The organism is Pantoea sp. SGAir0418 (assembly GCF_043529865.1).
Window position 1 is genome coordinate 2,299,512 of record NZ_CP027911.1, and the last position, 24,967, is coordinate 2,324,478.

The following is a 24,967-nucleotide window of genomic DNA, read 5'->3' on the forward strand; positions in this document are numbered from 1 at the left end:
AGCCAAAAATAACACAGAGGTTCAATGACACCTGCACACCCTAACCGGTTGGTTTATGCCATTACGCTCGGCCTGCTCGCCGCGCTCGGGCCGCTTTGTATCGATCTCTATCTGCCTGCCCTGCCTGAACTGGCGCGCGACCTCGGTACCGAAACCGCCACCGCCCAGCTAAGTCTGACCGCCGGTCTGCTGGGGCTGGGCGCCGGACAGCTGCTGTTTGGTCCGATGAGCGATAAGTTTGGCCGTATTCGTCCGCTGCTGCTGTCGCTGGCGCTGCTGTTCATCGCCTCGATTGGCTGTGCGCTGGCGAAGGATATTCACGCTCTGCTGGTGGCGCGCCTGTTTGAAGGGCTGGCCGGTGCAGGCGGCGCGGTGCTGTCGCGTGCCATTGCCCGCGATATGTATAGCGGCCATGAGCTGACGCGCTTTTTTGCCCTGCTGATGCTGGTGAATGGCCTGGCGCCGATTGGTGCGCCGGTGCTGGGCGGTGCGCTGATGACAGTGCTGAACTGGCGCGGCATCTTTGTGGTGCTGGGCGCGATTGCCGTGCTGCTGATTCTGCTGGCGCGCTGGAAGCTGCGCGAAACCCTGCCGGCCGAACGCCGTAGCCAGGGATCGATCTTCTCCGCCTGGGCAGCGCTCGGCCAGGTCATCACCCACCGGCCGTTTATGGGCTTCTGCCTGACGCAGGGCTTCATGATGTCCGGCATGTTTGCTTATATCGGCGCCTCGCCGTTTGTGCTGCAGCAGATTTACGGCCTGTCACCGCAGGCGTTCAGCTTGTGCTTTGCGGCGAACGGTATTGGCCTGGTGATTGCTTCCCAGACCAGCGCCCGGCTCTGTCCGCTGTGGGGCGAATATCGCGTGCTGAAGGGCGGCCTGACGCTGGCGTTTGTCGCCTCCAGCTGCCTGCTGCTGGCCGGCGTGAGCGGCGCGCCGCTGCCGCTGGTGCTGGTGGCGCTGTTCTTCACCATCGCCAGTAACGGCGTGATCGCCACCACCGCGTCATCGCTGGCGATGCAGAGCCAGGGCCACCGCGCCGGCAGCGCCTCGGCGGTGATCGGCGTTGCGATGTTCTCGCTCGGCGCGCTCAGCGTACCGATCACCGGCCTTGGCGGCACCTCGGTCATCAGCATGACGGCCACCATCTTTGGCTGCTTTATGCTGGCCATCATGATGTTCATGCTGCTGGCGCAGAAACCAAAAAGCGCCTGAATTGCCAACAGAAACACCGGACAACAAGCCGTTCGGCTTGTTGTTTTTCTGCGGAGGCGTTAGCTTTAGCACATGATTCGCATTGTGCCGTCAGACTACCGACTTGAGGAGAGGTTCATGTCACTGCAGCAGGAAATCATTCAGGCCCTGGGTGTTAAACCGGTTATCGACCCGCAGCAGGAGATCCGCGTCAGCGTCGATTTTCTGAAGTCCTATCTGAAAGCCCATCCGTTTATTAAGACCCTGGTGCTCGGCATCAGCGGCGGTCAGGACTCAACGCTGACCGGCAAGCTGGCGCAGACTGCCATTACTGAACTGCGTGAAGAGACCGGCGATCACGACTACAGCTTTATCGCCGTGCGCCTGCCGTATGGCGTGCAGGCTGACGAGCAGGATTGTCAGGATGCGCTGGCCTTTATCCAGCCGGATCGCACGCTGGTGGTCAACATCAAAGAAGCGGTACTGGCCAGCGAGCGCGCACTACAGGAAGCGGGCATTGCCCTGTCGGATTTTGTGCGCGGTAACGAGAAAGCGCGCGAACGCATGAAAGCTCAGTACAGCATTGCCGGCATGACCAAAGGCGTCGTGGTTGGCACCGATCACGCCGCAGAAGCAGTGACCGGCTTCTTTACCAAGTACGGCGACGGCGGCAGCGACATCAACCCGATTTTCCGCCTCAACAAAGGCCAGGGCAAACAGCTGCTGAAAGCGCTCGGCTGCCCGGAACACCTCTATCTCAAGCACCCTACCGCCGATCTGGAGGACGATCGTCCCGGTCTGCAGGATGAAGTGGCGCTGGGCGTGACCTATCAGCAGATTGATGATTTCCTCGAAGGCAAAACCATCGACGCCGACGCGGCGAAAATCATTGAAGGCTGGTATACAAAAACCGAGCATAAACGTCGTCCGCCGATCACCGTGTTCGACGACTTCTGGAAGAAGTAATCCCTGCGGCTTCCCGATCCCCCGGCGGGAAGCCTGCCTTTTCACGTCCCCGCTGGCGAGAAAACGCGCACGCTGATATACTGTATGCACAACCAGTAAGCGGAGCGTTCTTTGGTCAGACGAGCAAACCGCCATCGCCTCGAATTTGATGCGGCGGCTATCTATCAATATCCCGAACATCTGCGTCAGTGGCTGGAAGGCTTGCCTAATCAGCCGGGCGTTTACACCTTCCACGGTGATAACGACAACCTGCCGCTGTACATCGGCAAGAGTATCAACCTGCGCAGCCGGGTGATGGCCCATTTTCGCACGGCGGATGAAGCCAGCATGCTGCGCCAGGCGCGGCGCGTCAGCTGGATCCCCACCGCCGGGGACGTGGGCGCACAGCTGCTCGAAGCGCAGATGATCAAAACGCAGCAGCCACTGTTCAATAAGCGCCTGCGCAAAAACCGCCAGCTGTGCTCGCTGCAGCTGGGCGACGGCGCACCGCAGGTGGTGTACGCACGCGATCTCGATTTCTCCTCCTCGCCTGACCTGTACGGGTTATTCCGCAGCCGCTTTGCCGCGTTAGAGAAGCTGAAAAGCCTCGCCGACGAGTTGCGCCTGTGTCACGGCCTGCTGGGATTAGAGCGCCTGCAGCCGGGACGCGGCTGTTTCCGCGCGGCGCTTAAACGCTGTGCCGGTGCCTGCTGCGGGGCGGAACCGCTGGCGGCGCATCAGCAGCGCCTGCTGGCAGGGCTGGAGCAGCTGCGCGTTGTGTGCTGGCCGTGGCAGGGCCCGGTGGGTATGGTGGAGCGCGGGACGGAGATGACGCAGATTCACGTCATCGATCACTGGTTCTGGCTGGGTTCGGTCAGCAGTGAGCAGGAAGCGCGTCAGCTGCAGCGTGCGCGTCACGGCTTCGACCATGACGGCTACAAAATTCTCTGCCGACCGCTGCTGTCCGGCGTTTATCCGCTGATTGAGCTGTAACGCAAAACCGCCGACGCTGCCCAAAGCACAGTGTGCCATGGACAACGTCGGCGGTCTCAAACCGGTGAGCTAAACGGCTTATTCGCCATCAGCCGGCGGTGGCGGCATTTTACCGTCGTGCGGGCCTTTTTCTGTCAGACGTTTCTCAAAGTTGGCGTTGTACTGCTTCTTCTGGTCTGGCGTCAGCACGTTATAGATCTTGTTCTGGGTTTCCAGCATCTTCAGCGCATGCTCTTTCGCATTGGCGCTCATTTTGTCTGCCTGCGCTTCTGCTTTGGCACGGTCAAAGGTGTCGGATGCAATGATGCTGTGGTTAGCACGACGCTCTTCCAGCGATGGACGCTTCATGTCTTTGTGGCTGTCACGCAGGATGTCGCGAATCTGGGTTTTCTGCGCGTCGGTCAGGTTGAGGTCTTTGAACATCATGTCCATGCCGTGGTGGCGCATCGGCTTGTGCATCGGTTTTTCACTGCCCGCTGGCGGCGGCGTCAGGTTGTCAGCCGCAGCATGGACGATATTGGCGGCACCGAAAGCCATTGCGGTAGCCAGAAACAGGGAGGTCAGTTTACGCATAATATTGTCCTTACTTTTCAGTTTAATGACGACAGCCTGTGTCGCGTCTTCGGAAACAAGCATACGACGCTGAACGTCAACTACTCAGAGGCTGAGTAAAGCCCTGCAAGCATAAAAGACAGATATCGGGCAATCATGGAGAGATTGCGAAGAAATGCGTGAGGAATTGCAAAAGAGTATGACGATCAAGGGGAAAGCGCAGGAATTAAGGAGGAGTGTAATGGCTTTGTCGGTTTTGCGGAAGGAAAAATGTCGTTAATTTGCACACATTCTCTGCTCACCCGTGACCTCTCCCGTCACAGGGAGAGGACGCATTGCCGGGTAAAGATTTCGATTACAACTCCAGCGCCTGGGTCTGCTCACTCTCCTCTACCAGCATCAGCCCGGCGCGCAGGCCCGGTGCCACGTTGGGATTGGGGAACAGCACATATTCACGCGCCTGCTGCACGTAATAGCGCCGCTCACCCTCTTCTGCCAGCAGCGTGCCCTGCGGGAAAGCCGTGAAGTTGAGAGTTTCCGGGCCCATATGCAGAACGAACTGCTCGCCGTGCCGGGTGATTTGCTGCGCCACGCGGTAATGACGCGGCGTCTCGCGCACCGGCGGCAGCGCCTCACCGTACAGCAGCGCTGCCAGCGCACGCTGCACGCCGCTGAACTGAGTGAGATCGTTCTCGCCAAACGGCAGCGCCTTTCCCAGCTCCAGCGTACAGCTGGCTGCCGCGTAGTGTTCACAGCTGAAGTGGGTAAAAGTGCCGCCCGGCGCACGGTGGAACACCAGCGCTTCCAGTTCGGCCGCTGCCAGCCAGTGTAAAAAATCCGCTGGCCACGGCTGGCTGTTGAGCGGCATCACGCCAAAGCGCGTATGCCACGAACCGCGAATCGCGGTGTGCAAATCGAGATGCCAGCGAATTTCGTGATCGAGGCACTCACACCAGAAGTTCTCCAGCGCCTGCTCCAGCTGGAGCGCGCGCTGCGCCTCCGGTACGTCGGCCACCTGTTGCCAGCGGCCACCGAACAGCCGATTGATATCATAATGCTGGTAGCGTTTGCCGCTGCGCAGCGCCGCCGGGTTGCCGAGGATCACCAGCAGGCGCACGGCCAGCGGTTTTTCCCCCTGCAGCAGCGGCGTCAGCAACAGGTTGAGGATCTCCACCGGGGCGGTCTCGTTGCCGTGAATCCCGGCAGAGAGAACCAGCGCCTGCTGCGTGGGCGTATGCGGTGTCAGGGATAGTATGCCCTCATCATGCCACTGCCAGTGCAGGTGGGCGTTACTGCCCTGCCGCTGCGCGGGCGGGCGGCCTGACAGGGTTTGCTGTAAAAAGTCCTGCATGTTCACTCCTTTCTGACACAGGGGGTAACACATTTGCCCCCGGCGTTAACGCTGAAACGCGTAGACACTGCCTAAGTCTAGCAGCTGTGTCAGCTCGTCCAGCGCGCTTCGCCCTTCGCTCAGCAGCTGCGGATCGGCCAGGTCGGCCTGCGTCAGGCGGTCGCGATAGTGACGGTCCACCCAGTCATTCAGACGCGTAAACAGGCGATCATTCATCAGCACCGCCGGATTGACGGCCTGACGCTCCGCCTCGGTTAATACCACGCGCAGACGCAGACAAGCCGGTCCGCCGCCGTTGCACATGCTCTCACGCAGATCAAACACCTGCAGCGCGCGAATCGGGCCGCCGCTCTCCACCAGTTCGCTCAAATAGCGCCACACGCCGGGATGCTGGCGCGACTCTTCCGGCAGCACCAGCCGCATGCCGCCGTCCGGATGCTGCAGCAGCTGGCTGTTAAACAGATAGGTGTTCACCGCATCAGCCACTGACACGCGATCGCGCGGCACCACAACCGGCTGGAAGCCCGGCACCTGATCCGCCAGCTGTTGCAGCAGCTGCGGCTGGTCGACAAACGCCTCTTCGTGGCAGAAAAACACCTTCTGATTGCTGACGGCGATTACATCATTGTGGAACACCCCCTGATCGATCACCGCCGGATTTTGCTGAGCAAACAGCGTGCGCGCGTCATCCAGCTGATGCAGTCTCGCCACCGCCGCGCTGGCTTCACGCGTCTGGCGCGCCGGATAGCGCGCCGGTGCGCTGCCCTGCTGCTGGCCGTCGCGACCGTAGACAAACAGCTGCACGCCGGGCGCGCCATAGTCAGCGCCGAAGCGGTTATGGTTGGCTGCGCCTTCGTCACCAAACAGCGCCACCTGCGGCAGCGCGTCGTGTACGCTGAAGTGGCGGCCATCGCGGAAGATGGCGCGCAGCAGGTCGGCGGTTTCCGGCGCTTCAATCGCCCGGTGGAACTTATTGTTCAGGTTGGCAACGGTAAAATGCACTTTGCCGTCGGCGCTGTCGGCAGAGGGCGAAACCGTGGCCGCATTGGCCACCCACATCGCCGACGCCGAACTGGCCGCTGACAGCAGTTGCGGTGCCTTCTGCGCCGCTTTGGCCAGCACCTGCGCATCGCTGCCGCTGAATCCCAGCTGGCGCAGCAGCGGCAGATTAGGCCGCTCGTGCGGAGGGATAACCCCCTGCACATAGCCCATGTCGGCCAGCGCCTTCATTTTCAGCAGCCCCTGTTTGGCCGCCAGTCGCGGATTGGAGGGCTGCAGCTGATTGCGCGTGGAGGCTTCGTTGCCAAACGACAGGCCAGCGTAGTGGTGCGTCAGGCCGACCAGACCATCAAAGTTTGCTTCAAACGCCTTCATGATGTCGCTCCTGAAGCAGTAAAATCGAGCCCTGGCGACAGGCTGCCCGGTAGCGCTAAGCTGCTGCTCTCCAGCGAGGCCATCGGCCAGGCGCAGTAATCCGCCGCGTACCAGGCGCTGGCACGGTGATTACCGGAGGCGCCTACGCCGCCAAACGGTGCCGAACTGGCGGCGCCGGTCAGCGGTTTATTCCAGTTCACGATGCCGGCGCGCGCTTCCAGCAGCAGCTGATCAAACTGGTCACGCTGCGGTGACACCAGTCCGCACGACAATCCGTAGCGCGTATCGTTGGCGAGGCCAATTGCCTGCGCGTAATGGTCGTAGCGGATGACCTGCAGCAGCGGTCCGAACACCTCTTCGTCAGGCAGTCCGGCGACGCCGGTCATGTCGATGATGCCGGGCGTAATAATCGCGCTGTCGCGATCCGGCCAGCGCATCGCCAGCAACTCCTTTCCACCCAGCGCAATCCGCTGCTGCCAGGCAGCGAAGATCTGCCCGGCGGCGGCGGGCGAAATCACGCTGCCCATAAACGGCTGCGGTTTGGCGTCCCACGCTGCCGGTTTGAGGCGCGCACTCACCTCGACCAGGCGCTGCAGAAAGGCATCGCCTGCCGCACCGCGTTTCACCAGCAAACGACGCGCGCAGGTGCAGCGCTGGCCGGCGGTAATGAACGCCGACTGAATGGCGATATGCACCGCGCCATCAATGTCGACCGGATCTTCCACAATCAGCGCATTGTTGCCGCCCATCTCCAGCGCCAGCATTTTCTCCGGCTGTCCGGCGAACTGGCGATGCAGGTGATAGCCGGTGGCCGCGCTACCGGTAAACAGCAGGCCGTCAATCTGCTCCGCCTGCGCCAGCGCCTGGCCGGTATCACGTCCGCCCTGTAACAGCGCCAGCGTACCCGCCGGCAGGCCCGCTTCCTGCCACAGCTGCACGGTTTTCTCTGCGGTGGCGGGGGTCAGTTCGCTCGGTTTAAACAACACGCAGTTGCCCGCCAGCAGCGCCGGCACGATATGTCCGTTCGGCAGATGGCCGGGGAAGTTATACGGCCCAAACACCGCCAGCACGCCATGCGGCCGGTGGCGCAGTGAACTCTCACCCTCGGCCTGTTCGCCGGTGCGGGTGTGATAAGCCTTAATCGAAATGGCCACTTTATTGATCATCGCCTGCACTTCGGTCAGCGTTTCCCAGCGCGGTTTGCCGGTCTCACGTGCGATGATCGCCGCCAGCTCGGTTTTATCCCGCTCCAGCAGACGGGCAAAGTCCTCTACCCGCGCCTGGCGGGCAGCAAACGGCAGACGTGCCCATGCCGGGAACGCTGCGCGAGCCGCTTCACAGGCCGCCGCCACCTGCGCGGCAGAAGCAGCGTTGCCCTGCCATAAGATCTCGCCGCTCACCGGATTGTGTTTACTCAGCGTCTCCGCGCTGCCCGGCTGCCATTCACCGTTGATAAAATGCGTCATGCGTTATTCTCCTCGCGACCCAGGGTAACCACCCGCAGCAAATCGCCATAGTCGCAGCGCAGCGCGGTGCGCTGCTGCTGATTAATCAGAACCTGACCGGATGCGACATCGACCGGCAGCAGCGCCACGCGGAACTGCTGATAGTCGCAGTTCGCCACCAGACACAGCGGCCAGTGCGCCTCAGCTTCGCCTTCGCTGGCGGTCAGCACTTTGCTCTTGCGGATGGCGCGGATGCGGTCGATCTCACACTCCAGCGTCGGGCCGCCGTCAAAGATGTCGATATAGTTGAGATAGCGGAAACCCTCGGCTTCCAGCACCGCGCGCGCCGGCGCGGTTTTCGGGTGGACTTCACCAATCACCTGCTGTGCCGCTTCCGACAGATAGTGGATATACAGCGGATGCTTGGGCATCAGTTCTGCGATAAAAGCTTTTTGCCCGGTGCCGCTGAGAAAATCGGCCTGGCGAAACTCCATCGAGAAGAAACGGCTGCCCACGCTGTCCCAGAACGGCGAATGTCCCTGCTCGTCGCTGACGCCGCGCATCTCCGCGACCACGTGCTTCATGAAGCGCTCGCGGAAGTTCGCCATAAACAGAAAGCGCGACTTGGACAGCAGATGGCCATTTTTTCCGTCGCGGTAGTCAGGATCGAGGAACAGCGTGCACAGTTCGCTGCTGCCGGTGTGATCGTTACTCAGCGACAGCGTCGGCAAACTGGCGTAGACGTTCAGCTCTTTCGAGGCGTGCACCTGGGTACCGACGCGGAAGTTGTACCAGGGATCCTGCAAACCTACCGCCACTTCAATGGCGCAGATGCCGACGGCGCGGTTGTCACTGCTATCCGCCAGCACAAACACGTAGCCCTGTTCAGCGCGCGGCAGCGCGTCCTGCCAGGTTTGCAGCGAGCGCTCAATGCGCGCCTTCAGCGTCTCGCTGTCAGCGGGCAGCGAGGTCAGACCGCCGCCGGTTTTCCCCGCCAGCGCCAGCAGCTGCGGCAGATCGTCACGTTCGACGGGGCGGATCACCATCATGATGTGGCTCCTTTGAGCACGCGTGCGCAGGCGCGTTCGAAGCGCGCCAGCCCTTCTTTTACTTCACGCTCGCTGATGTTCAGCGCCGGGGCAAAGCGCACCACGCTGGCACCGGCGATCAGAACCATCACGCCCTCTTCCGCCGCCGTCAGGTTGAACTGTTTGGCTTTACCGGCAAAATCGTCATTCAGTACCGCGCCAATCAGCAGGCCCAGGCCGCGAATCTCTTTAAACACCGGCAGCCGCTGGTTGATCTCCTGCAGCGCCGTGACAAACCACTGGTGCCGCTCGGCGACGCCAGCCATAAACTCAGGCTGATTGATCAGCTCCAGCACTTTACCGGCCACCGCACCGGCCAGCGGGTTGCCGCCGTAGGTGGTGCCGTGCGTGCCGACGCCCATCACCTGCGCCAGATCTTCACGCGTCAGCATCGCACCGATGGGGAAGCCGCCGCCCAGCGCCTTGGCGGTGCTCAGCACATCAGGCGTGACGCCGTAATGCATATAGGCATACAGCGAGCCGGTACGGCCGACGCCGCTCTGCACTTCATCAAAAATCAGCAGCGCCTGATGGCGGTCGCACAGTTCGCGCAGTCCGCGCAGAAACGCCGGATCGGCCGGTAATACACCGCCCTCGCCCTGAATCGGCTCGACGATGACCGCGCAGGTCTGGTCATTAATTAAGGCCGCCGCCGAGGCCAGATCGTTAAAGGTGGCATGCTGAATGGCTGGCGGTAACGGGGCGAAATCGCGCGAATAGGCGGGCTGTCCGCCGGCTGAAACGGTGAACAGGGTGCGGCCGTGGAAGGCATTGGTGAAGGCGACGATACCGTTTTTTTCGGCACCGAAACGGTCGTGCGCCACTTTACGCGCCAGCTTCAGCGCGGCCTCGTTGGCTTCCGCCCCGGAGTTACAGAAGAACACGCGGTCGGCAAAGGTGGCATCAATCAGCTGCTTCGCCAGGCGCAGAATCGGTTCGTTGGTGTAGCCGTTGCCGGTGTGCCACAGTTTACCGGCCTGCTCGGTCAGTGCCTGCTGCAGCGCGGGATGGGCATGGCCAAGCGCGTTCACCGCGATGCCACCGGCAAAATCGATGTACTCTTTGCCCTGCTGATCCCACAGCGTAGAACCTTCGGCACGCACCGGCACAAAAGCCGCAGGGGCATAAACCGGCATCATCCATTGATCGAAATCGTGACGTGAAACCTGCAGTGACATAGCCATTTCTCCTGCCTCACTTCGGGTGAAGCTTTTGTTTTAAAATTGTTAAAAGTTGCTGAGTTGCAGCTCGACTATAGAGTGCAGTTAACGTGCCAGCCAGAGGAAAAAATGCATAAATCAGGTTCGATAACGAAATATCAATAAGTTACACCCTTTCGCTATGCACATTTAATGCATAAAAAGTGAATAACCATCCGATGACAGCGGCACCGCAGTAATTTGTTTAGCGGATTTATGCATTCGCAAAATGAAATATTGCTTTTGTGATCGCACAGCGGATATTTCGCCAAAATGAGGCGTCTGCTGCGCCATTTTGGGGCGCACTGCGCTTAACGGGTGCAAGTGACAGTCCGGTTCAGGCATCGGCATGGTGCATGTTAGCCGTTTATTAGTAACAACTGATTAACTTATTTTGGCTACCTTGTGCCAGGCTGGCCGGTAATTAAACGTATTAAAGATCGGGATATTATTTAGCCTGAAATAAACCGACACAGTGCGTCAATGCGGATAATTTACGGGGTGACTATCAGCCTGCTTTGATTCATAAGCATTGAACTTTAAGGCATAGGCTTGTGCTATTTAAGGCAATAAAACGCTATTTTTATTAAGTCATATCCCTCTTACTTTAATCATTACTTATCAATAAGATAAATATTAATCGTCGATTAAACGCTCACTTAATCATGATAAGTAAAAGCGATTCCCATTTCCGAATAATGGAATTGGCGTATGAAAATCGCACAAGTAGCCAATAAGAAATTATTTGTTACAACTATTGCACTACTGATCTTTATCCTTTTGTGTCATTTTCTTGTCACCCCACCAGGGGCTTAAAAAATTAAAAAATAACACAGGGTAAAAATATAAATGATGAAGCGCACTTTACTGGCAGCAGTCATGCCATTACTGCTGGGATTTTCTGTGGCTCAGGCCGCTGAAATCTATAATAAGGATGGTAACAAGCTGGATCTGGTCGGCAAAATTAACGTGTCGCACCTGTTCTCCGATGACACCACCAATGATGGTGATACCTCATCGTATGTCCGTATCGGTTTTAAGGGCGAAACCAAAATTACCGATAAGCTGACCGGCTACGGTTTCTGGCAATCGCAGTTCAGCCTGCGTAACACGGAAGGCGCCGATGCGCAGGCCGGTAATAAAACCCGCCTCGGCTATGCGGGTCTGAAGTTTGCGCAGTTTGGTTCGATCGACTATGGCCGTAACTATGGTCTGATTTATGACGTGCTGGGCTATACCGATATGCTGCCTTTCTTCGGCGGTGATTCCGGTTATGTCGATGCTTTCCTGTCCGGTCGCTCCACCGGCGTGCTGACCTGGCGTAACAAAGATTTCTTCGGTCTGGTTAAAGGCTGGAACGTCGCAGCGCAGTACGAAGGGAAAAACGAGCGCAGCGACAGCGCGGCAACGCCAAACCTGGCGGTACGCCGCTCCAACGGTGATGGTTTCGCGCTTTCCACCTCGTATGACACCGACTTTGGCCTGAGCGCGGTTGCCGCCTATGCCAGCCTCAATCGCGTCAGCGCGCAAAACCTTGCCACCTACGGCAGAGGTGAGAAAGCCGAACACTGGGAAACCGGGGTGAAATATGATGCTAACCAGCTCTATCTGGCGACCATCTACGGCGAATCCCACAACGCCACGCCAATCGGTAACAGCGGGTTCGCCAACAAAGCGGTGAACTTTGAAGCCGTGGCGCAGTATCAGTTCCTGAACGGTTTCCGTCCGTCGCTGGGCTACGTGAGCTCAAAGGGCAAAAATATTGAAAACGTCGGCGACGCCTGGCTGTTCAAATACGCGTCCGTGGGTGCCACCTACTACTTCAACAAGAACATGTCGGTCTATAGCGAATACCGCATCAACCTGCTGAAAGATGACAACGCGCTGCGCCTGAAAACCGACGATATTACCGCGGTCGGTCTGGTGTACCAGTTCTGATGATGATTTACCCTCATGGCATCCCGGCAAGTGTCGGCTGAGGATGCAGCAAAGGGCAGCTCCGGCTGCCCTTTTTCTTTGGTGCCGCGCTGATTATGGCGCCAGCAGGTCGAAGCGGTTTTCGCCCCCCTGCTCCAGCATCACCGGCGGCTGCACCTGCAGCGTAATCCAGTTGGAAGTCACGCGATTTTGCTTGCTGTCCTCCAGCGTCACCGACAGGCGATAACTGTTGTTCGCCTCAGGCGACGCATCCCACGCCGGCATAATGATACTCCAGCCCTGTGGATCGTTGGGATCGGCTCCCGGCGTCAGGCTCAGCGCCTGCGTATCGCCCTGCCAGCTGACTTTACTGATTGGATGCGCACTGCGGATCTGCAGTTTCAGCGGCAAACTCTCGCCCGCATTAAGCTGCCACGGCGGCGTGGCGAGGAATACCGACAGGGTTTTACGCTGGCGGAACTCCAGCACCGGCGTATTGCTGCGTGTGACCAAATCATAGCGGCTACCGCGCAGCGAACGCGCGGCGGCGACGTTATCCGGATTGAGCTGCTGACTGAGCGCCACGCCAAAGCGGTAATTAAGACGTAAACCGAGCTGATCCTGGCTCTCGCCTTCATTACTGGTTTTGTGGCTGGCCGATACGGTGACCAGCGGCACTGGCGTATAGGAGACGCCCAGCGTCAGCGCTGAAGGATTGTGATAACTGTTGCCGGAATTAAACAGATCGACATTGTTGCCGAGATACTGCTGCCAGCTGACCGACACGCCCAGCTGGCGGTAAAACGGCAGATAGCCCTGAGTGGTGACATCATACCCGCGCGCCAGCCGCTGCTGCTGGAACGGGTTGCGATTGCGCCAGCCGGACAGCGGCGTGTAGTAGTTGGCGGATAAGCGCAGGTAATCGCTCCAGGCCTCGGTGCCCAGCGAAGCGCGCTGCAAGCCGCTGTCAAACAGCCGATCAACGAAGCCGTTATAGCCCAGCAGCCAGCTGCCGGCCACCCAGCGCTGTCCCAGCCCGGCATTGCCCACCAGCCCGTCATCGGTCTGGTGCACACCCAGCTGGCTGAACGTGAGGTAATTGTAGCGATCGGCCCATGGCGTCAGCAGCGAAGCCCCGCTGCCGCTGAAGTTACCTTCCATATCGACGTTGAGATCGATCTGTGCCTGGCCATAAGGCGACAGCAGCGACTGCCCTTCATCCGCCACCCGGGTAGCAACCTCATCACGAAAATGGTTAAACGCCCAGATTCCGGCCTGCTGACCCAGCGTGGTATCGCTGTCGCTGTTCTGGCTGGCCTCACCGATGCTTTTGGCAATGCCCGCCAGCTTTTTACTGAACGCCGACGTATCGTCCTGATAGCCCAGCGCCGGTAATTCATCAGCAATTTTCTGGAAACGTGCCGGATCGGCAAACGGCGTGGCGGAGACGTCGCTGTTGCCGGTGAAGGCCTGCGCAGGCGCAACGGCCACCAGTACAGGGGCCCCTAAGCTTACAGCAGCGAAAATTTTGCGGGTCAGAACCAATGGCAGCATAGCAAAAGAGTAGTCGTTTCAGTTTAGAATTTGAAGTAGCTCACAAAACTGTACGAGATTACCTTAACATATCCTCGCGCCAACGTAGGACTTGTCTTGCTATGTTTCAGATTTTACGCCACCTAAGGGCATGAAAGGCGAGCAGACGGGAAAGCGCGTCGTGCGGTCCCCTCTCCCGGGCGGGAGAGGGTTCGGATGCGGGTTGAACACCCGATCAGCATTAAAAACCTAAACTGTCCAGCAGGTCGTCAACCTGGTCCTGGCTGGATACCACACCTGGCGCGTTAGCATGGATCTGCGGACCGTTCAGCAGGCTGTTGCCCTCTTTACGTGCCGCCGCATTGGCTTCCGGCATGTTCTCCAGCAGTACCATCAGCAGCTGACGTTCGATCTCCTGGATCACATCCATCATGCGCTTGATTACCTGACCGGTCAGGTCCTGGAAATCCTGCGCCATCATAATTTCCAGCAGCTGCTTGTTGGTGTACGCCGTGTGAGACGGAACGTCGTCAAGGAACTGGCGCGTATCCGAAACCAACTCGCGTGCATCCGCCAGCTCGATCGGGTTTTCAAACCAGGCATCCCAGCGGCCTTTCAGCTGGGTGGCGCCGGCTTCCATCTGGTCCTGGTGTGGCTGCGCCGCTTCCACACAGTTCAGCGCACGTTCCGCTGCCTGTGCGGTCATCTGCACCACATAATCCAGACGGTCACGCGCGTCCGGAATCGCTTCTGCCGCTTCGGCAATGGCCTGATCCAGCCCCAGTTCGCGCAGGCTGTCACGCAGCATACGTGTCAGAGAGCCAATCCGGGCAATAATCTCGTGTGCCGAAGCTTCTTCAGTTGGTTTCGGAAGGTCGCTCATCACATCTCCTTACATACCCAGTTTTTCGAAGATTTTGCCCAACTTCTCTTCCAGCGTGGCGGCAGTGAAAGGCTTCACCACGTAACCGCTGGCACCGGCCTGCGCGGCGGCGATGATGTTCTCTTTCTTGGCTTCGGCTGTGACCATCAGCACCGGCAGTTTGCCCAGCGTGGCGTCGGCACGAATGGTCTGCAGCAGTTCCAGACCGTCCATGTTCGGCATGTTCCAGTCAGAGATAACGAAATCGAAGCCGCCTGCACGCAGTTTGGTCAGGGCGTCGACGCCATCCTCGGCCTCTTCCACGTTATTGAATCCCAGCTCTTTCAGCAGGTTACGGACGATACGACGCATCGTGTTGAAGTCGTCCACTACCAAAAAGCGCATGTTTTTATCAGCCATATCTACTCCTGTGTTGTCTTGTCCGGCAGGACCGGCTCGTTAAATTCGCAATGCCTGTCCGGCGCTAATTTTGGCCAGCATATGCTGGCTGATGTGACCCAGATCGACCACTTCACTGGTGCCGCCCATCGCTATCGCTTCGCGCGGCATACCAAATACCACACAGCTGGCTTCATCCTGGGCGATGGTCCACGCGCCGGCGCGGTGCATTTCCAGCATCCCGGCCGCGCCGTCGTTGCCCATGCCGGTCAGAATGACCCCCACTGCATTTCGCCCGGCGTTGACCGCAACCGAGCGGAACAGGACGTCCACCGACGGTTTATGGCGGTTCACCGGCGGTCCGTCGTTCAGTTTCACCACGTAGTTGGCACCGCTGCGCGCCAGCTCCATGTGCATCGCGCCCGGCGCGATATAGGCGTGACCGGGCAAAATACGCTCGCCGTCTTCCGCCTCTTTCACGGTGATCTGGCACAGCTTGTTCAGCCGCTCGGCAAACGAGCGGGTAAAACCGGGCGGCATATGCTGCGTAATCAGCAGCGCCGGGCTGGTGGCCGGCAGCGGCTGCAGCACATGGCGAATCGCCTCGGTGCCGCCGGTTGAAGAGCCGATAGCAATCAGCTTTTCACTGCTCAGCAGCGGTCCCGCTTTCAGCATTACCGGCTGCGGCGTGGCAGCACGCGCATGCAGTTTGGCGCGCGCGGCGGCGCGAATCTTGTCGGCGATCATCTGGCTGTAGGCCAGCATGCCTTCACGGATGCCGAGCTGCGGCTTGGTGACGAAATCCACCGCGCCTAACTCCAGCGCACGCAGCGTCACTTCCGATCCTTTACCGGTCAGCGACGAAACCATCACCACCGGCATCGGCCGCAGGCGCATCAGTTTTTCGAGGAAGTCGAGGCCATCCATACGCGGCATTTCGACATCCAGCGTCAGCACCTGCGGGTTGTACTGTTTGATCAAATCCCGCGCTACCAGCGGGTCCGGCGCCGTCGCGACCATCTCCATATCGGGATGGCTGTTGATGATCTCCGTCATCAACTGGCGCATCAGCGCGGAATCATCCACGCACATCACGGTGATTTTGCTCATCGTCTTTCCTTGGTCAGTCCATAGACAGTCTGTCCACGCAGCCAGAACTCTTTACTGATCTGACTGAAGTTTTCCGAATGCCCGGCAAACAGCAGACCGCCCGGCTTCAGCAGGGGGACAAAACGGCGCAGAATTTGTTCCTGCGTCTCTTTATCGAAATAGATCATCACGTTACGACAAAAAATCGCGTCGAACGGCCCCGGCAACGCCCAGTCGTGCGCCAGTAAATTGAGCTGCGCATAGTTCACCATGTTGGCCAGCTCGCTGCGCACGCGCACCATGCCGGCGTGCGGACCGGTGCCGCGCAGGAAGAAGCGCTGCAGCTGCGACTGCGATAAGGTGCGCAGCTCCTCCTGGCGATAAACGCCCGCTACCGCTTTCTCCAGCACCTGCGTATCGATATCACTGGCGTGGACGGAAAATTTCCCCGGTCCGGTGCCCAGCGTTTCCGCCAGCGTCATGGCAATCGAGTACGGCTCTTCACCGGTTGAAGCGGCGGTGCTCCACACGCTGTAGTTGCCGCTGCGTTTGCGCGCATGCTCTGCCAGAATCGGGAAGTGGTGCGCCTCACGGAAAAATGATGTCAGGTTGGTGGTCAGTGCGTTAATAAACGCCTGCCACTCGGCACTGTTCGGGTCCTGCTCCAGCAGCGCCAGATAGCGACCAAAATCATCAATATTCAGCATGCGCAGCCGACGTACCAGACGGTTGTAAACCATCTCGCGTTTGTGGTCGGCCAGCACGATGCCCGCACGCTGATAGATCAGCTGGCTGATACGACGAAAATGTGTATCGGAAAGCGGCAGGCGCTGCACCATTTGTGAGAGCAGCGTCGTGGCTTCATTTTGATCCAATAACGTCGATTTCTTCATTTCGGGTCACCCGGCAACAAACTGATTAAATTGTGATACTGCGGTTGCTACTGTGCTGCCAGTGCACACCATTCACACGGGCCGCCCTGCGGCGGCCACAAGGGTTAAAAGGTTTCCCAGTTATCGTCAGCGCCACGAGCTCCTGCCGCTGGCGCCAGCGCCTGCGGTGCAGACTGACGCGCAATTTTTGGCGCTGTAGTTACGTTAACGGCCTGGGCGACAAATTCTTTACCAATATTGAACACCGCCACCGACTGTTTCAGTCGGCTGGCCTGATCTTCCAGCGCCGCCGCCGCCGTCGCGGACTCTTCCACCAGCGCGGCGTTCTGCTGGGTGACGCGGTCCATCTCGTTCACCGCCAGGCCAACCTGGTCGATACCGCGGCTCTGCTCATCGGAAGCCGAGGCGATTTCGCCCATGATGTCGGTCACGCGGGTCACCGCGTTGACGATCTCGCTCATGGTTTCGCCCGCGCTCTCTACCAGCACCGAACCGGTATTGACGCGGCTGACCGAATCTTCAATCAGGCCTTTGATCTCCTTCGCCGCCTGCGCGCTGCGCTGAGCCAGACTGCGCACCTCGCCCGCGACCACGGCGAAACCACGCCCCTGCTCACCGGCGCGTGCCGCTTCCACTGCGGCGTTCAGCGCGAGGATATTGGTCTGGAAGGCGATACCGTCAATCACGCTGGTGATATCGGCAATCTTCTTCGAACTGCCGGCGATGTCCTTCATGGTGCTGACCACGCCATCGACCACTTTGCCGCCCTGCTGCGCCGTTTCGGACGCGTTCAGCGCCAGCTGCGACGCCTGACGGGCGTTTTCCGCGTTCTGCTTCACGGTGGCGGTCAACTGCTCCATGCTGGCCGCGGTCTGCTCCAGCGATGCGGCCTGCTGTTCGGTACGCGAAGAGAGATCGTTGTTGCCCATGGCGATTTCGCTGGCGCCGGTGTAGATGGCGTCAGAACCGTCGCGCACGATGCGTACGGTGCGCGCCAGCTCCTGCTGCATGTGCTGCAGCGAACTGAGCAGGTCGCCCATTTCGTTGCGCACGCTGAGATCGACTGGCTGCGTCAGATCGCCGCGCGCAATATGGCGGATGTGCTCAATGCTCTGCTGCAGCGGACGGATCAGCGCCGTACGCATACCGCTCCACACCAGCGCAATCACCAGCAGCGTCACCAGCAGCGTACCGACCACCAGCATAATCGCGTGTTGGTAAGCGCTCTCATTGGCGTCAATGCCCTGTTTTGCCAGCACAATGTTGTAGGCGAGCCAGGCGTTGTAATCCTTTTCAAATTTGTCCTGAAAACCCTGCGTTGGCTGATCGACAAAGCCTTTAAAGTTACCGGCACTGAGAAAATCAATCAGCTCGGCCAGCGCCCCGCGAAACGCGTTGTAGTTAGCCTGCAGCGTCAGCACGTTCTCCGCGCTTTTGCCCTTTTCCGACAGGTTAGCGTTGAACTCGGCAAAGCTCTGATCGGCGGTTTTCAGCTCCGTATTGGCCAGCGCCACCAGATCTTTTACCGTGGCACCGGAGCCGGCCTGCTGACTGTCCAGCAGATAGCGGATACCGGCACGGTTCAGTGTGTTACGCGCCTGTACCAGCGAAACCCATGAGGTGCCCATCGCCCGCTGCAGGGTGCTAAGACGTTGGTTGTACGCAAAATTATCTTTATCGGCTTTCACCGTTGAAAAAAACATTCCTCCGGAAAACAGCTGCAGTAAGGCAAATAACGCCAGCACGCACAGCAGGCCGGATACCACTCGAACACGACTAAACATAAACACCTCATTAATTGGCGGATCGCTGGTGTTATCGGCGCGCAGGCGCGGATCTTTATGTGAGGTGAAAGGGGTAAGACCAGCAGCAAACCGGTGAAGGGCCAGCCATGCGACCCTCTCCCGCGGCGGGAGAGGGGACGATTCAGGCAGTGATTAAAACGTTTCCCAGTTTCCGTCACTCACCGGGGCCGCAGCGGCTTTGCGCGCCGCCGGCGGTGTCGTGGTCAGCGGGGGACGCACAGGGGCCGCTGCCGACGCGCGCGGAATGCGGAACACCGACACCGACTGGCTCAGGCGGCTGGCCTGCTCCTCCAGCGAGGCCGCGGCGGCGGCCGACTCTTCTACCAGCGAGGCGTTCTGCTGCGTGACGCGGTCCATCTCGGTCACCGCCTGGCCCACCTGGTCGATGCCACGGCTCTGCTCATCCGAGGCCGAAGCGATTTCGCCCATGATGTCAGTCACGCGCGTCACCGCACCGACGATATCCTGCATGGTGTCACCTGCGGTGCCGACCAGCTGCGAACCGGCGTTAACCCGGCTGACCGAATCGTCAATCAGTCCTTTGATCTCCTTCGCTGCCTGCGCGCTGCGCTGCGCCAGGTTACGCACCTCGCCCGCTACCACGGCAAAACCACGGCCCTGCTCACCGGCGCGCGCGGCTTCGACCGCCGCGTTAAGCGCCAGGATATTGGTCTGGAAGGCAATGCCGTCGATCACGCTGGTGATATCCGCGATCTTCTTCGAACTGCCGGCGATGTCATGCATGGTGCGCACCACGCCCTCAACCACGTCACCACCTTTGCGTGCCGTCTCCGACGCGCTGAGCGCCAGCTGCGAGGCCTGCCGGGCGTTCTCGGCGTTCTGCTTCACCGTGGCGGTGAGCTGCTCCATGCTGGCCGCGGTCTGCTCCAGCGACGCCGCCTGCTGTTCGGTACGCGCCGAGAGATCGTTGTTGCCGGCGGAAATTTCGCTGGCGCCGGTAAAAATGGCGTCCGAACCGTCGCGTACGTTGCCGACGGTGTGCACCAGCGACTGCTGCATCTCATGCAGACTGCTGGCCAGCTGGCTCATTTCGTTACGCCCTTCAACGGTGATGGTCTGCGTCAGATCGCCTGCGGCGATATGGCGAATGTGGCCGAGCAACTGATGCAGCGGCTGAATCAGCACCGTGCGCAGGCCAAACCAGCAGGCGACGATTACCGCGATCACCATCACGGCGACAATCGCCAGCAGCCACATCATGGTGTGGAAGGCACGCTGGTTCTGCGCCACGCCCTCAGCGGCTAAAGCACTCTGCGCGCTGCGCCACTCCTCGTAGGTGGCTTTCATTTTGACCTGTTTGGCTTCAATGTTCTGATCAAACATGCCCTGCAGATCGTTGGCTTTCAGCCGGGCCAGCATCGCCTTCAGGCCGTTATTGAACGCGGCATAATCCGCTTCCAGCCGGTCGCGCAGCGCATCAGACAGTCCTGGCGTCGCGGGCAAATCGTAATAGCGCTGATAGTGGCCGGCCGCGGTGTCGAGCTGTTTCTCCGTCTGCGCGATCAGTGCGTTAAGCTGGCCGCCGTTGGTCTGTGACGCCATGCTGCCCTGCATGCGCAGCATGGCGCGGTTGAGCACGGTACGGGTTTGATTGAGTTCAATCCAGGCATCGGACATGGCAGCGACGTTATTACTTGACGTTTGTGCCACAGCAAACGCCTCTTTATCTTTTTGTAATGCCGACCAGAACAGCCCACCGGACAGTAATTGCATAGCACCGAACACCAGCAGGACTGCGATCAGGCTGGTGACGACGTTGATTCGTTTTAACATGGTGTCTCCAAAAAGGGGGTTACGCCCTGTTTATCGACCGCTGCGCTGAATATTTGAGAGGGTTTACCGGACTTTACGAGGGATAATGCTGAATTAAAGCTTTTTTACAGCGTTTTATAAGTAAAGAAAGCAGCTGATGCGGGAGCGGCGCGTTGTCCGCTCCCGTTTCAGCTTAGAACGTTTCCCAGTTGGCGTCGCTGACCGGCGCGGTCAGCGCTTTGCGTGGCACGCTGGCCTGCGGGGGGGCGATCTGCGGATGGCGCACACCCGTGCTGCTGACAGGCTGAGCGCCACGTGGAATGCGGAACACCGCCACCGACTGGCTGAGACGGCTGGCCTGCTCCTCCAGCGAGGCCGCCGCCGCCGCCGACTCTTCCACCAGCGAGGCGTTTTGCTGCGTGACGCGGTCCATCTCGGTCACCGCCTGGCCGACCTGATCGATACCGCGACTCTGCTCGTCTGACGCCGAGGCGATCTCGCCCATGATGTCGGTGACGCGCGTCACCGCATTGACGATTTCGCCCATAGTATTGCCCGCCGTGCCGACCAGCTGTGAGCCGCTGTCAACGCGACGCACCGAGTCTTCAATCAGCCCTTTGATCTCCTTCGCCGCCTGCGCGCTGCGCTGGGCAAGGTTGCGCACTTCACCGGCCACCACCGCGAAGCCGCGGCCCTGCTCACCGGCGCGTGCCGCTTCGACGGCGGCGTTGAGCGCCAGAATATTGGTCTGGAAAGCGATACCGTCAATCACGCTGGTAATGTCGGCAATCTTCTTCGAACTGCCGGCGATATCGTGCATGGTGCGCACCACGCCTTCGACCACTTCTCCGCCTTTCTGCGCGGTTTCCGATGCGCTGAGCGCCAGCTGCGAGGCCTGCCGCGCGTTCTCGGCGTTCTGCTTCACCGTGGCGGTGAGCTGCTCCATGCTGGCCGCGGTCTGCTCCAGCGACGCCGCCTGCTGTTCGGTACGCGCCGAGAGATCGTTATTGCCGGCGGAGATTTCGCTGGCGCCGGTAAAAATGGCGTCCGAGCCGTCGCGCACGTTGCTGACGGTGCGCACCAGCGCCTGCTGCATCTCCTGCAGCTTGCTCGCCAGCTGGCTCATTTCATTACGTCCTTCGACGGTGATGGTCTGGGTTAAATCGCCCTGCGCAATGTGTTCAATGTGCTGGATGCTGTCGTTGAGCGGCTTAATCAGCACCTTACGCAGGCCGAACCAGCACAGCACGATCACGCCCACCACCAGCGCCAGTACCAGCCCCAGCAGCCACATCATGTGCTCGTAAGCGGCACTGTTCGCCGCTACGCCGGCCGCCGTCAGACGATCCTGATCGGCGCGCCATTGGGTGTAGTTTTCCAGAAAGGCACTTTGCGTCGGGGCCACCGGTACTTTGCCGGCTGCGGCGGTATCGTTGTGCTGCAGTACCTGCTGCATCTCATCCAGCGCACTGGCGTAAGCTTTATAGGTCTGCTCCAGCTGCTGATTGAGCTGCAGGTTCTGGCCCGGCGTGTCCGGCGTGTTTTTAAACAGGGTGAATTTGTCCTGCGCCGTCTGCTGGAACGTCCTGCTCTGCCCGAACAGCGTACTGATGTCAGCTTCGGTGCCGGTCAGTTTACTGGTGGCAATACGCAGCTGGATGCGCGTCAGGATCACGCGGCTTTGGTTAAGGCTCATGTAAGCATCATTGATGGCGGCAATGTTTTTGCTCGCCAGCTGAGAGGTATTGAAACTTTTTTTGTCGTCACTCAGCGCTTTAAAAAACAGCGAGCCGGAAGCCAGCTGCAGTACGCCAAACACCAACAACACCAGCAACAGGCTGGTCACAACGCGGATTTTCGTAAACATAGTTTGCCCTGGGAAATGAAGAAAAATCGTGCAATACAGTTATCGACCTGGCGGCGGGAATATTGAGCGAGGGCAGGAAATATTTGTGGGCTTTGCTATTGATTTATAACGGTTTAATAAAGAATGTAATAGTCACGGGCCGCATCAGCGACCCGTGACTCTCTGCGAACGATTATGCGCTACGCAGCGTATCCACCAGCGCCATCTCTTCACTGCTCAGCAGTTTTTCGATGTCGACCAGAATCAGCATACGCTCGCCCAGCGCACCGAGACCGGTGAGGTACTCGGTCGACATGGTGACGGCAAATTCCGGTGCCGGACGGATCTGATCCTGCGTCAGCGACAGCACGTCAGACACGCCATCCACCACGATGCCGACCACGCGATGCTCAAGATTCAGCACGATCACCACGGTGTTTTCGTTGTACTCCACGTCCGGCTGCGAGAACTTCACGCGCAGGTCGATAATCGGCACAATCACGCCACGCAGGTTAGTCACGCCCTTGATGAACTCCGGCGTGTTAGCGATACGCGTTACCTGATCGTAACCACGAATCTCCTGCACTTTAAGGATATCGATGCCGTACTCTTCGTCACCGAGGGTGAAAACCAGGAACTCCTGGCCGACGGTTTCGCCGGCGATTTTCGTCACGGTTGCCATGTCAGTCATTTTTTTACCCTTTCGTTATCTGTTACGCTGCGGCACCGGCCACACGCTTCTCACGGTTCAATGATTGCAGTGCCGATACGTCGACAATCAGCGCAACGCTGCCATCGCCGAGGATGGTGGCGGCGGAAATGCCCGGCACTTTGCGGTAGTTGCTTTCCAGGTTCTTCACCACCACCTGATGCTGACCAATCAGCTGATCGACCAGCAGCGCATAGCGACGTCCTGCGCTCTGCAGGATCACCACGATGCCCTGCGTGGCGTCGGTTTTGGCGTTCTGCACGTCAAACACATTCCACAGCTCAACCAGCGGCAGGTACTCGCCGCGCACTTCCAGTACGCGCTCGCCACCGGCCAGCGGTTTCAGCTCTTCAGCCGTGGGCTGCAGTGACTCCATCACCGCGTTCAGCGGCAGGATGAACACTTCGTCTGCCACGCGCACCGACATCCCGTCGAGGATCGCCAGCGTCAGCGGCAGCAGAATGCGAATGGTGGTGCCTTTGCCCTGCTTTGAGGAGATTTCGACGTGACCGCCCATCTCCTGGATATTACGTTTCACCACGTCCATGCCGACGCCGCGGCCTGATACGTCGGTCACCTGCTCGGCGGTCGAGAAGCCTGGCGCGAAGATCAGCATGCCGACTTCTTCATCGCTCATGCTGTCGCTGACCGGCAGGCCGGACGAGAGCGCTTTCGCCAGGATACGTTCACGGTTGAGGCCGGCACCGTCATCGATCACTTCAATGCAGATGTTGCCGCCCTGGTGTTCCGCGGACAGCGTCAGATTGCCGACCGCCGTTTTGCTGGCGGCCAGCCGTTTTTCCGGGGTTTCGATGCCGTGGTCGAGGCTGTTACGCACCAGGTGCGTTAACGGATCGATGATGCGTTCAATCAGGCTCTTATCCAGTTCGGTTGAGCTGCCGAGCAACGTCAGTTCCACCTCTTTGCCCAGCTTGCTGGCCAGATCGCGCACCAGACGCGGGAAGCGGCTGAACACGTACTCCATCGGCATCATACGAATCGACATCACCGATTCCTGCAGGTCGCGGGCGTTACGCTCCAGCTGACCCATGCTGTTGAGCAGGTCACCATGTGCCACCGGATCCAGCGCACCGGAGCGCTGCGCCAGCATTGACTGGGTAATCACCAGCTCGCCGACCAGGTTGATCAGCTGGTCAACTTTTTCTACCGCCACGCGAATACTGCTGGATTCGCTGCTTTTGGCGGGCGCGGCGGCACGCTTGCTCTCACGCTTCACCGCCGGGGTAATGTCGGTGACGGTCGCCGTTTGCTGCACCGGCGCTGCGGCTTCGGCCTCTGCGACTGGCGCGGCGGCAACGGCGGCGGGTGCGGCGTCCTGCGGGAACTGAATCTGCGCTTCATCAATCACGAAACACAGCACCGCCACGATATCGTCTTTGCCGACACCGTCGATGGTGGCTTCCAGCGAGCTGGCGCCTTTCACCACATCGGTCAGGGTGCCGAGGTTGCCCAGCTCTTCCAGCAGCAGATCCGGCTCTTTCTCTTTCAGATTGATCAGCTGCAGGCGCAGGCCGCTGCTGGCGGGCGCGGCAGGTGCTGCCACGTCGGCGAGCGCCACCACCGGTGCGGCGGCTTGCGGGGCTATTCCTTTGGCTTCCAGCGCCAGCTGGCGCAGGGCTTCACAGATGTAGTTAAAGCTTTCTGCGTTTGGCTCCTGCGCGGTTTTATAGGCATCGAGCTGTTCCTGCATAATATCTTTGGTTTCCAAAAACAGGTTGATGATGTCGGTGCTGAGCTGCATTTCGCCACGGCGCGCACCATCCAGAATGTTTTCCAGGATGTGGGTGGTTTCCTGTAAAACCGTAAAGCCAAACGTACCGGCTCCGCCCTTAATAGAGTGGGCGGCGCGGAAGATGGCATTCAACTGCTCGGAATCGGGCTCCTGGGGATCCAGTCCCAACAGGTGTTGCTCCATATCCGCTAACAGCTCATCGGCTTCATCAAAAAACGTCTGGTAAAAATCGCTGATGTCCATGCTC

The 24,967-nt window shown here is 59.4% G+C and carries 20 protein-coding genes; 4 read left to right on the forward strand and 16 right to left on the reverse strand.

Going from position 1 to position 24,967, the window contains the following annotated elements:
* The first annotated feature begins 24 nt into the window (after positions 1-24).
* The 3 genes from C1N84_RS10595 to cho all read left to right on the forward strand — a co-directional run bounded on the left by C1N84_RS10595 (position 25) and on the right by cho (position 3,132).
* On the forward strand, positions 25-1,215 hold the full coding sequence (locus C1N84_RS10595) for a multidrug effflux MFS transporter (protein WP_264441332.1): 1,191 nt from the start codon (positions 25-27) through the stop codon (positions 1,213-1,215).
* Positions 1,216-1,332: 117 nt separating this feature from the next.
* Positions 1,333-2,160: an ammonia-dependent NAD(+) synthetase gene (nadE, locus tag C1N84_RS10600; protein WP_021506261.1), complete on the forward strand. Its 828-nt coding sequence runs from the start codon at positions 1,333-1,335 to the stop codon at positions 2,158-2,160.
* Between the two features lie 111 nt (positions 2,161-2,271).
* The gene (gene cho, locus C1N84_RS10605) at positions 2,272-3,132 is read left to right on the forward strand and encodes an excinuclease Cho (RefSeq protein WP_058757668.1); all 861 of its coding nucleotides are present in this window, start codon (positions 2,272-2,274) and stop codon (positions 3,130-3,132) included.
* 78 nt (positions 3,133-3,210) lie between these two features.
* Here the strand turns inward: cho and spy are convergent, their stop codons facing one another.
* The 6 genes from spy to C1N84_RS10635 form a co-directional block, all read right to left on the reverse strand.
* A complete protein-coding gene (spy, locus tag C1N84_RS10610; RefSeq protein WP_021506263.1) occupies positions 3,211-3,705 on the reverse strand; it encodes an ATP-independent periplasmic protein-refolding chaperone Spy in 495 nt (164 codons plus the stop codon).
* Positions 3,706-4,039: 334 nt separating this feature from the next.
* Positions 4,040-5,035, reverse strand: a complete 996-nt coding sequence (gene astE, locus C1N84_RS10615) for a succinylglutamate desuccinylase (RefSeq protein ID WP_058757667.1) — start codon at positions 5,033-5,035, stop codon at positions 4,040-4,042.
* Positions 5,036-5,080: 45 nt separating this feature from the next.
* A complete protein-coding gene (astB, locus tag C1N84_RS10620) occupies positions 5,081-6,409 on the reverse strand; it encodes an N-succinylarginine dihydrolase (protein WP_264441333.1) in 1,329 nt (442 codons plus the stop codon).
* Positions 6,406-7,875, reverse strand: a complete 1,470-nt coding sequence (gene astD, locus C1N84_RS10625; protein WP_394541621.1) for a succinylglutamate-semialdehyde dehydrogenase — start codon at positions 7,873-7,875, stop codon at positions 6,406-6,408. Before astD ends, astB begins: the two co-directional genes overlap by 4 nt.
* Positions 7,872-8,903: an arginine N-succinyltransferase gene (gene astA / locus C1N84_RS10630; protein ID WP_264441336.1), complete on the reverse strand. Its 1,032-nt coding sequence runs from the start codon at positions 8,901-8,903 to the stop codon at positions 7,872-7,874. The genes astD and astA overlap by 4 nt, the downstream gene beginning before the upstream one ends.
* Complete coding sequence (locus tag C1N84_RS10635; protein WP_058757664.1) at positions 8,900-10,120, reverse strand: aspartate aminotransferase family protein; 1,221 nt, start codon at positions 10,118-10,120, stop codon at positions 8,900-8,902. Before C1N84_RS10635 ends, astA begins: the two co-directional genes overlap by 4 nt.
* Before the next feature lie 870 nt (positions 10,121-10,990).
* On the opposite strand from C1N84_RS10635, the gene C1N84_RS10640 reads away from it, so the two are divergent.
* The gene (locus C1N84_RS10640) at positions 10,991-12,079 is read left to right on the forward strand and encodes a porin (RefSeq protein ID WP_132462829.1); all 1,089 of its coding nucleotides are present in this window, start codon (positions 10,991-10,993) and stop codon (positions 12,077-12,079) included.
* 93 nt (positions 12,080-12,172) lie between these two features.
* On the opposite strand, the gene C1N84_RS10645 is transcribed toward C1N84_RS10640, so the two are convergent.
* The 10 genes from C1N84_RS10645 to cheA form a co-directional block, all read right to left on the reverse strand.
* Positions 12,173-13,612 carry a YchO/YchP family invasin gene (locus C1N84_RS10645; protein ID WP_262255834.1) on the reverse strand — a complete coding sequence of 480 codons (1,440 nt, stop codon included), beginning with the start codon at positions 13,610-13,612 and terminating at the stop codon, positions 12,173-12,175.
* A gap of 220 nt (positions 13,613-13,832) precedes the next feature.
* A complete protein-coding gene (cheZ, locus tag C1N84_RS10650) occupies positions 13,833-14,474 on the reverse strand; it encodes a protein phosphatase CheZ (protein ID WP_058757663.1) in 642 nt (213 codons plus the stop codon).
* A gap of 9 nt (positions 14,475-14,483) precedes the next feature.
* Positions 14,484-14,873, reverse strand: coding sequence for a chemotaxis response regulator CheY (gene cheY / locus C1N84_RS10655; RefSeq protein WP_021506272.1), 390 nt, complete (start codon positions 14,871-14,873; stop codon positions 14,484-14,486).
* Between the two features lie 39 nt (positions 14,874-14,912).
* Complete coding sequence (locus C1N84_RS10660; RefSeq protein WP_021506273.1) at positions 14,913-15,962, reverse strand: protein-glutamate methylesterase/protein-glutamine glutaminase; 1,050 nt, start codon at positions 15,960-15,962, stop codon at positions 14,913-14,915.
* On the reverse strand, positions 15,959-16,834 hold the full coding sequence (gene cheR / locus C1N84_RS10665) for a protein-glutamate O-methyltransferase CheR (protein WP_031279190.1): 876 nt from the start codon (positions 16,832-16,834) through the stop codon (positions 15,959-15,961). Before cheR ends, C1N84_RS10660 begins: the two co-directional genes overlap by 4 nt.
* Before the next feature lie 104 nt (positions 16,835-16,938).
* Positions 16,939-18,618, reverse strand: a complete 1,680-nt coding sequence (locus tag C1N84_RS10670) for a methyl-accepting chemotaxis protein (RefSeq protein ID WP_031279193.1) — start codon at positions 18,616-18,618, stop codon at positions 16,939-16,941.
* Between the two features lie 153 nt (positions 18,619-18,771).
* Positions 18,772-20,433, reverse strand: a complete 1,662-nt coding sequence (locus tag C1N84_RS10675; RefSeq protein ID WP_058785636.1) for a methyl-accepting chemotaxis protein — start codon at positions 20,431-20,433, stop codon at positions 18,772-18,774.
* Between the two features lie 172 nt (positions 20,434-20,605).
* A complete protein-coding gene (locus tag C1N84_RS10680) occupies positions 20,606-22,279 on the reverse strand; it encodes a methyl-accepting chemotaxis protein (RefSeq protein ID WP_264441339.1) in 1,674 nt (557 codons plus the stop codon).
* A gap of 172 nt (positions 22,280-22,451) precedes the next feature.
* Positions 22,452-22,949 carry a chemotaxis protein CheW gene (gene cheW, locus C1N84_RS10685; protein ID WP_021506278.1) on the reverse strand — a complete coding sequence of 166 codons (498 nt, stop codon included), beginning with the start codon at positions 22,947-22,949 and terminating at the stop codon, positions 22,452-22,454.
* Between the two features lie 22 nt (positions 22,950-22,971).
* Complete coding sequence (gene cheA, locus C1N84_RS10690; protein ID WP_168714941.1) at positions 22,972-24,963, reverse strand: chemotaxis protein CheA; 1,992 nt, start codon at positions 24,961-24,963, stop codon at positions 22,972-22,974.
* Positions 24,964-24,967 lie beyond the last annotated feature (4 nt).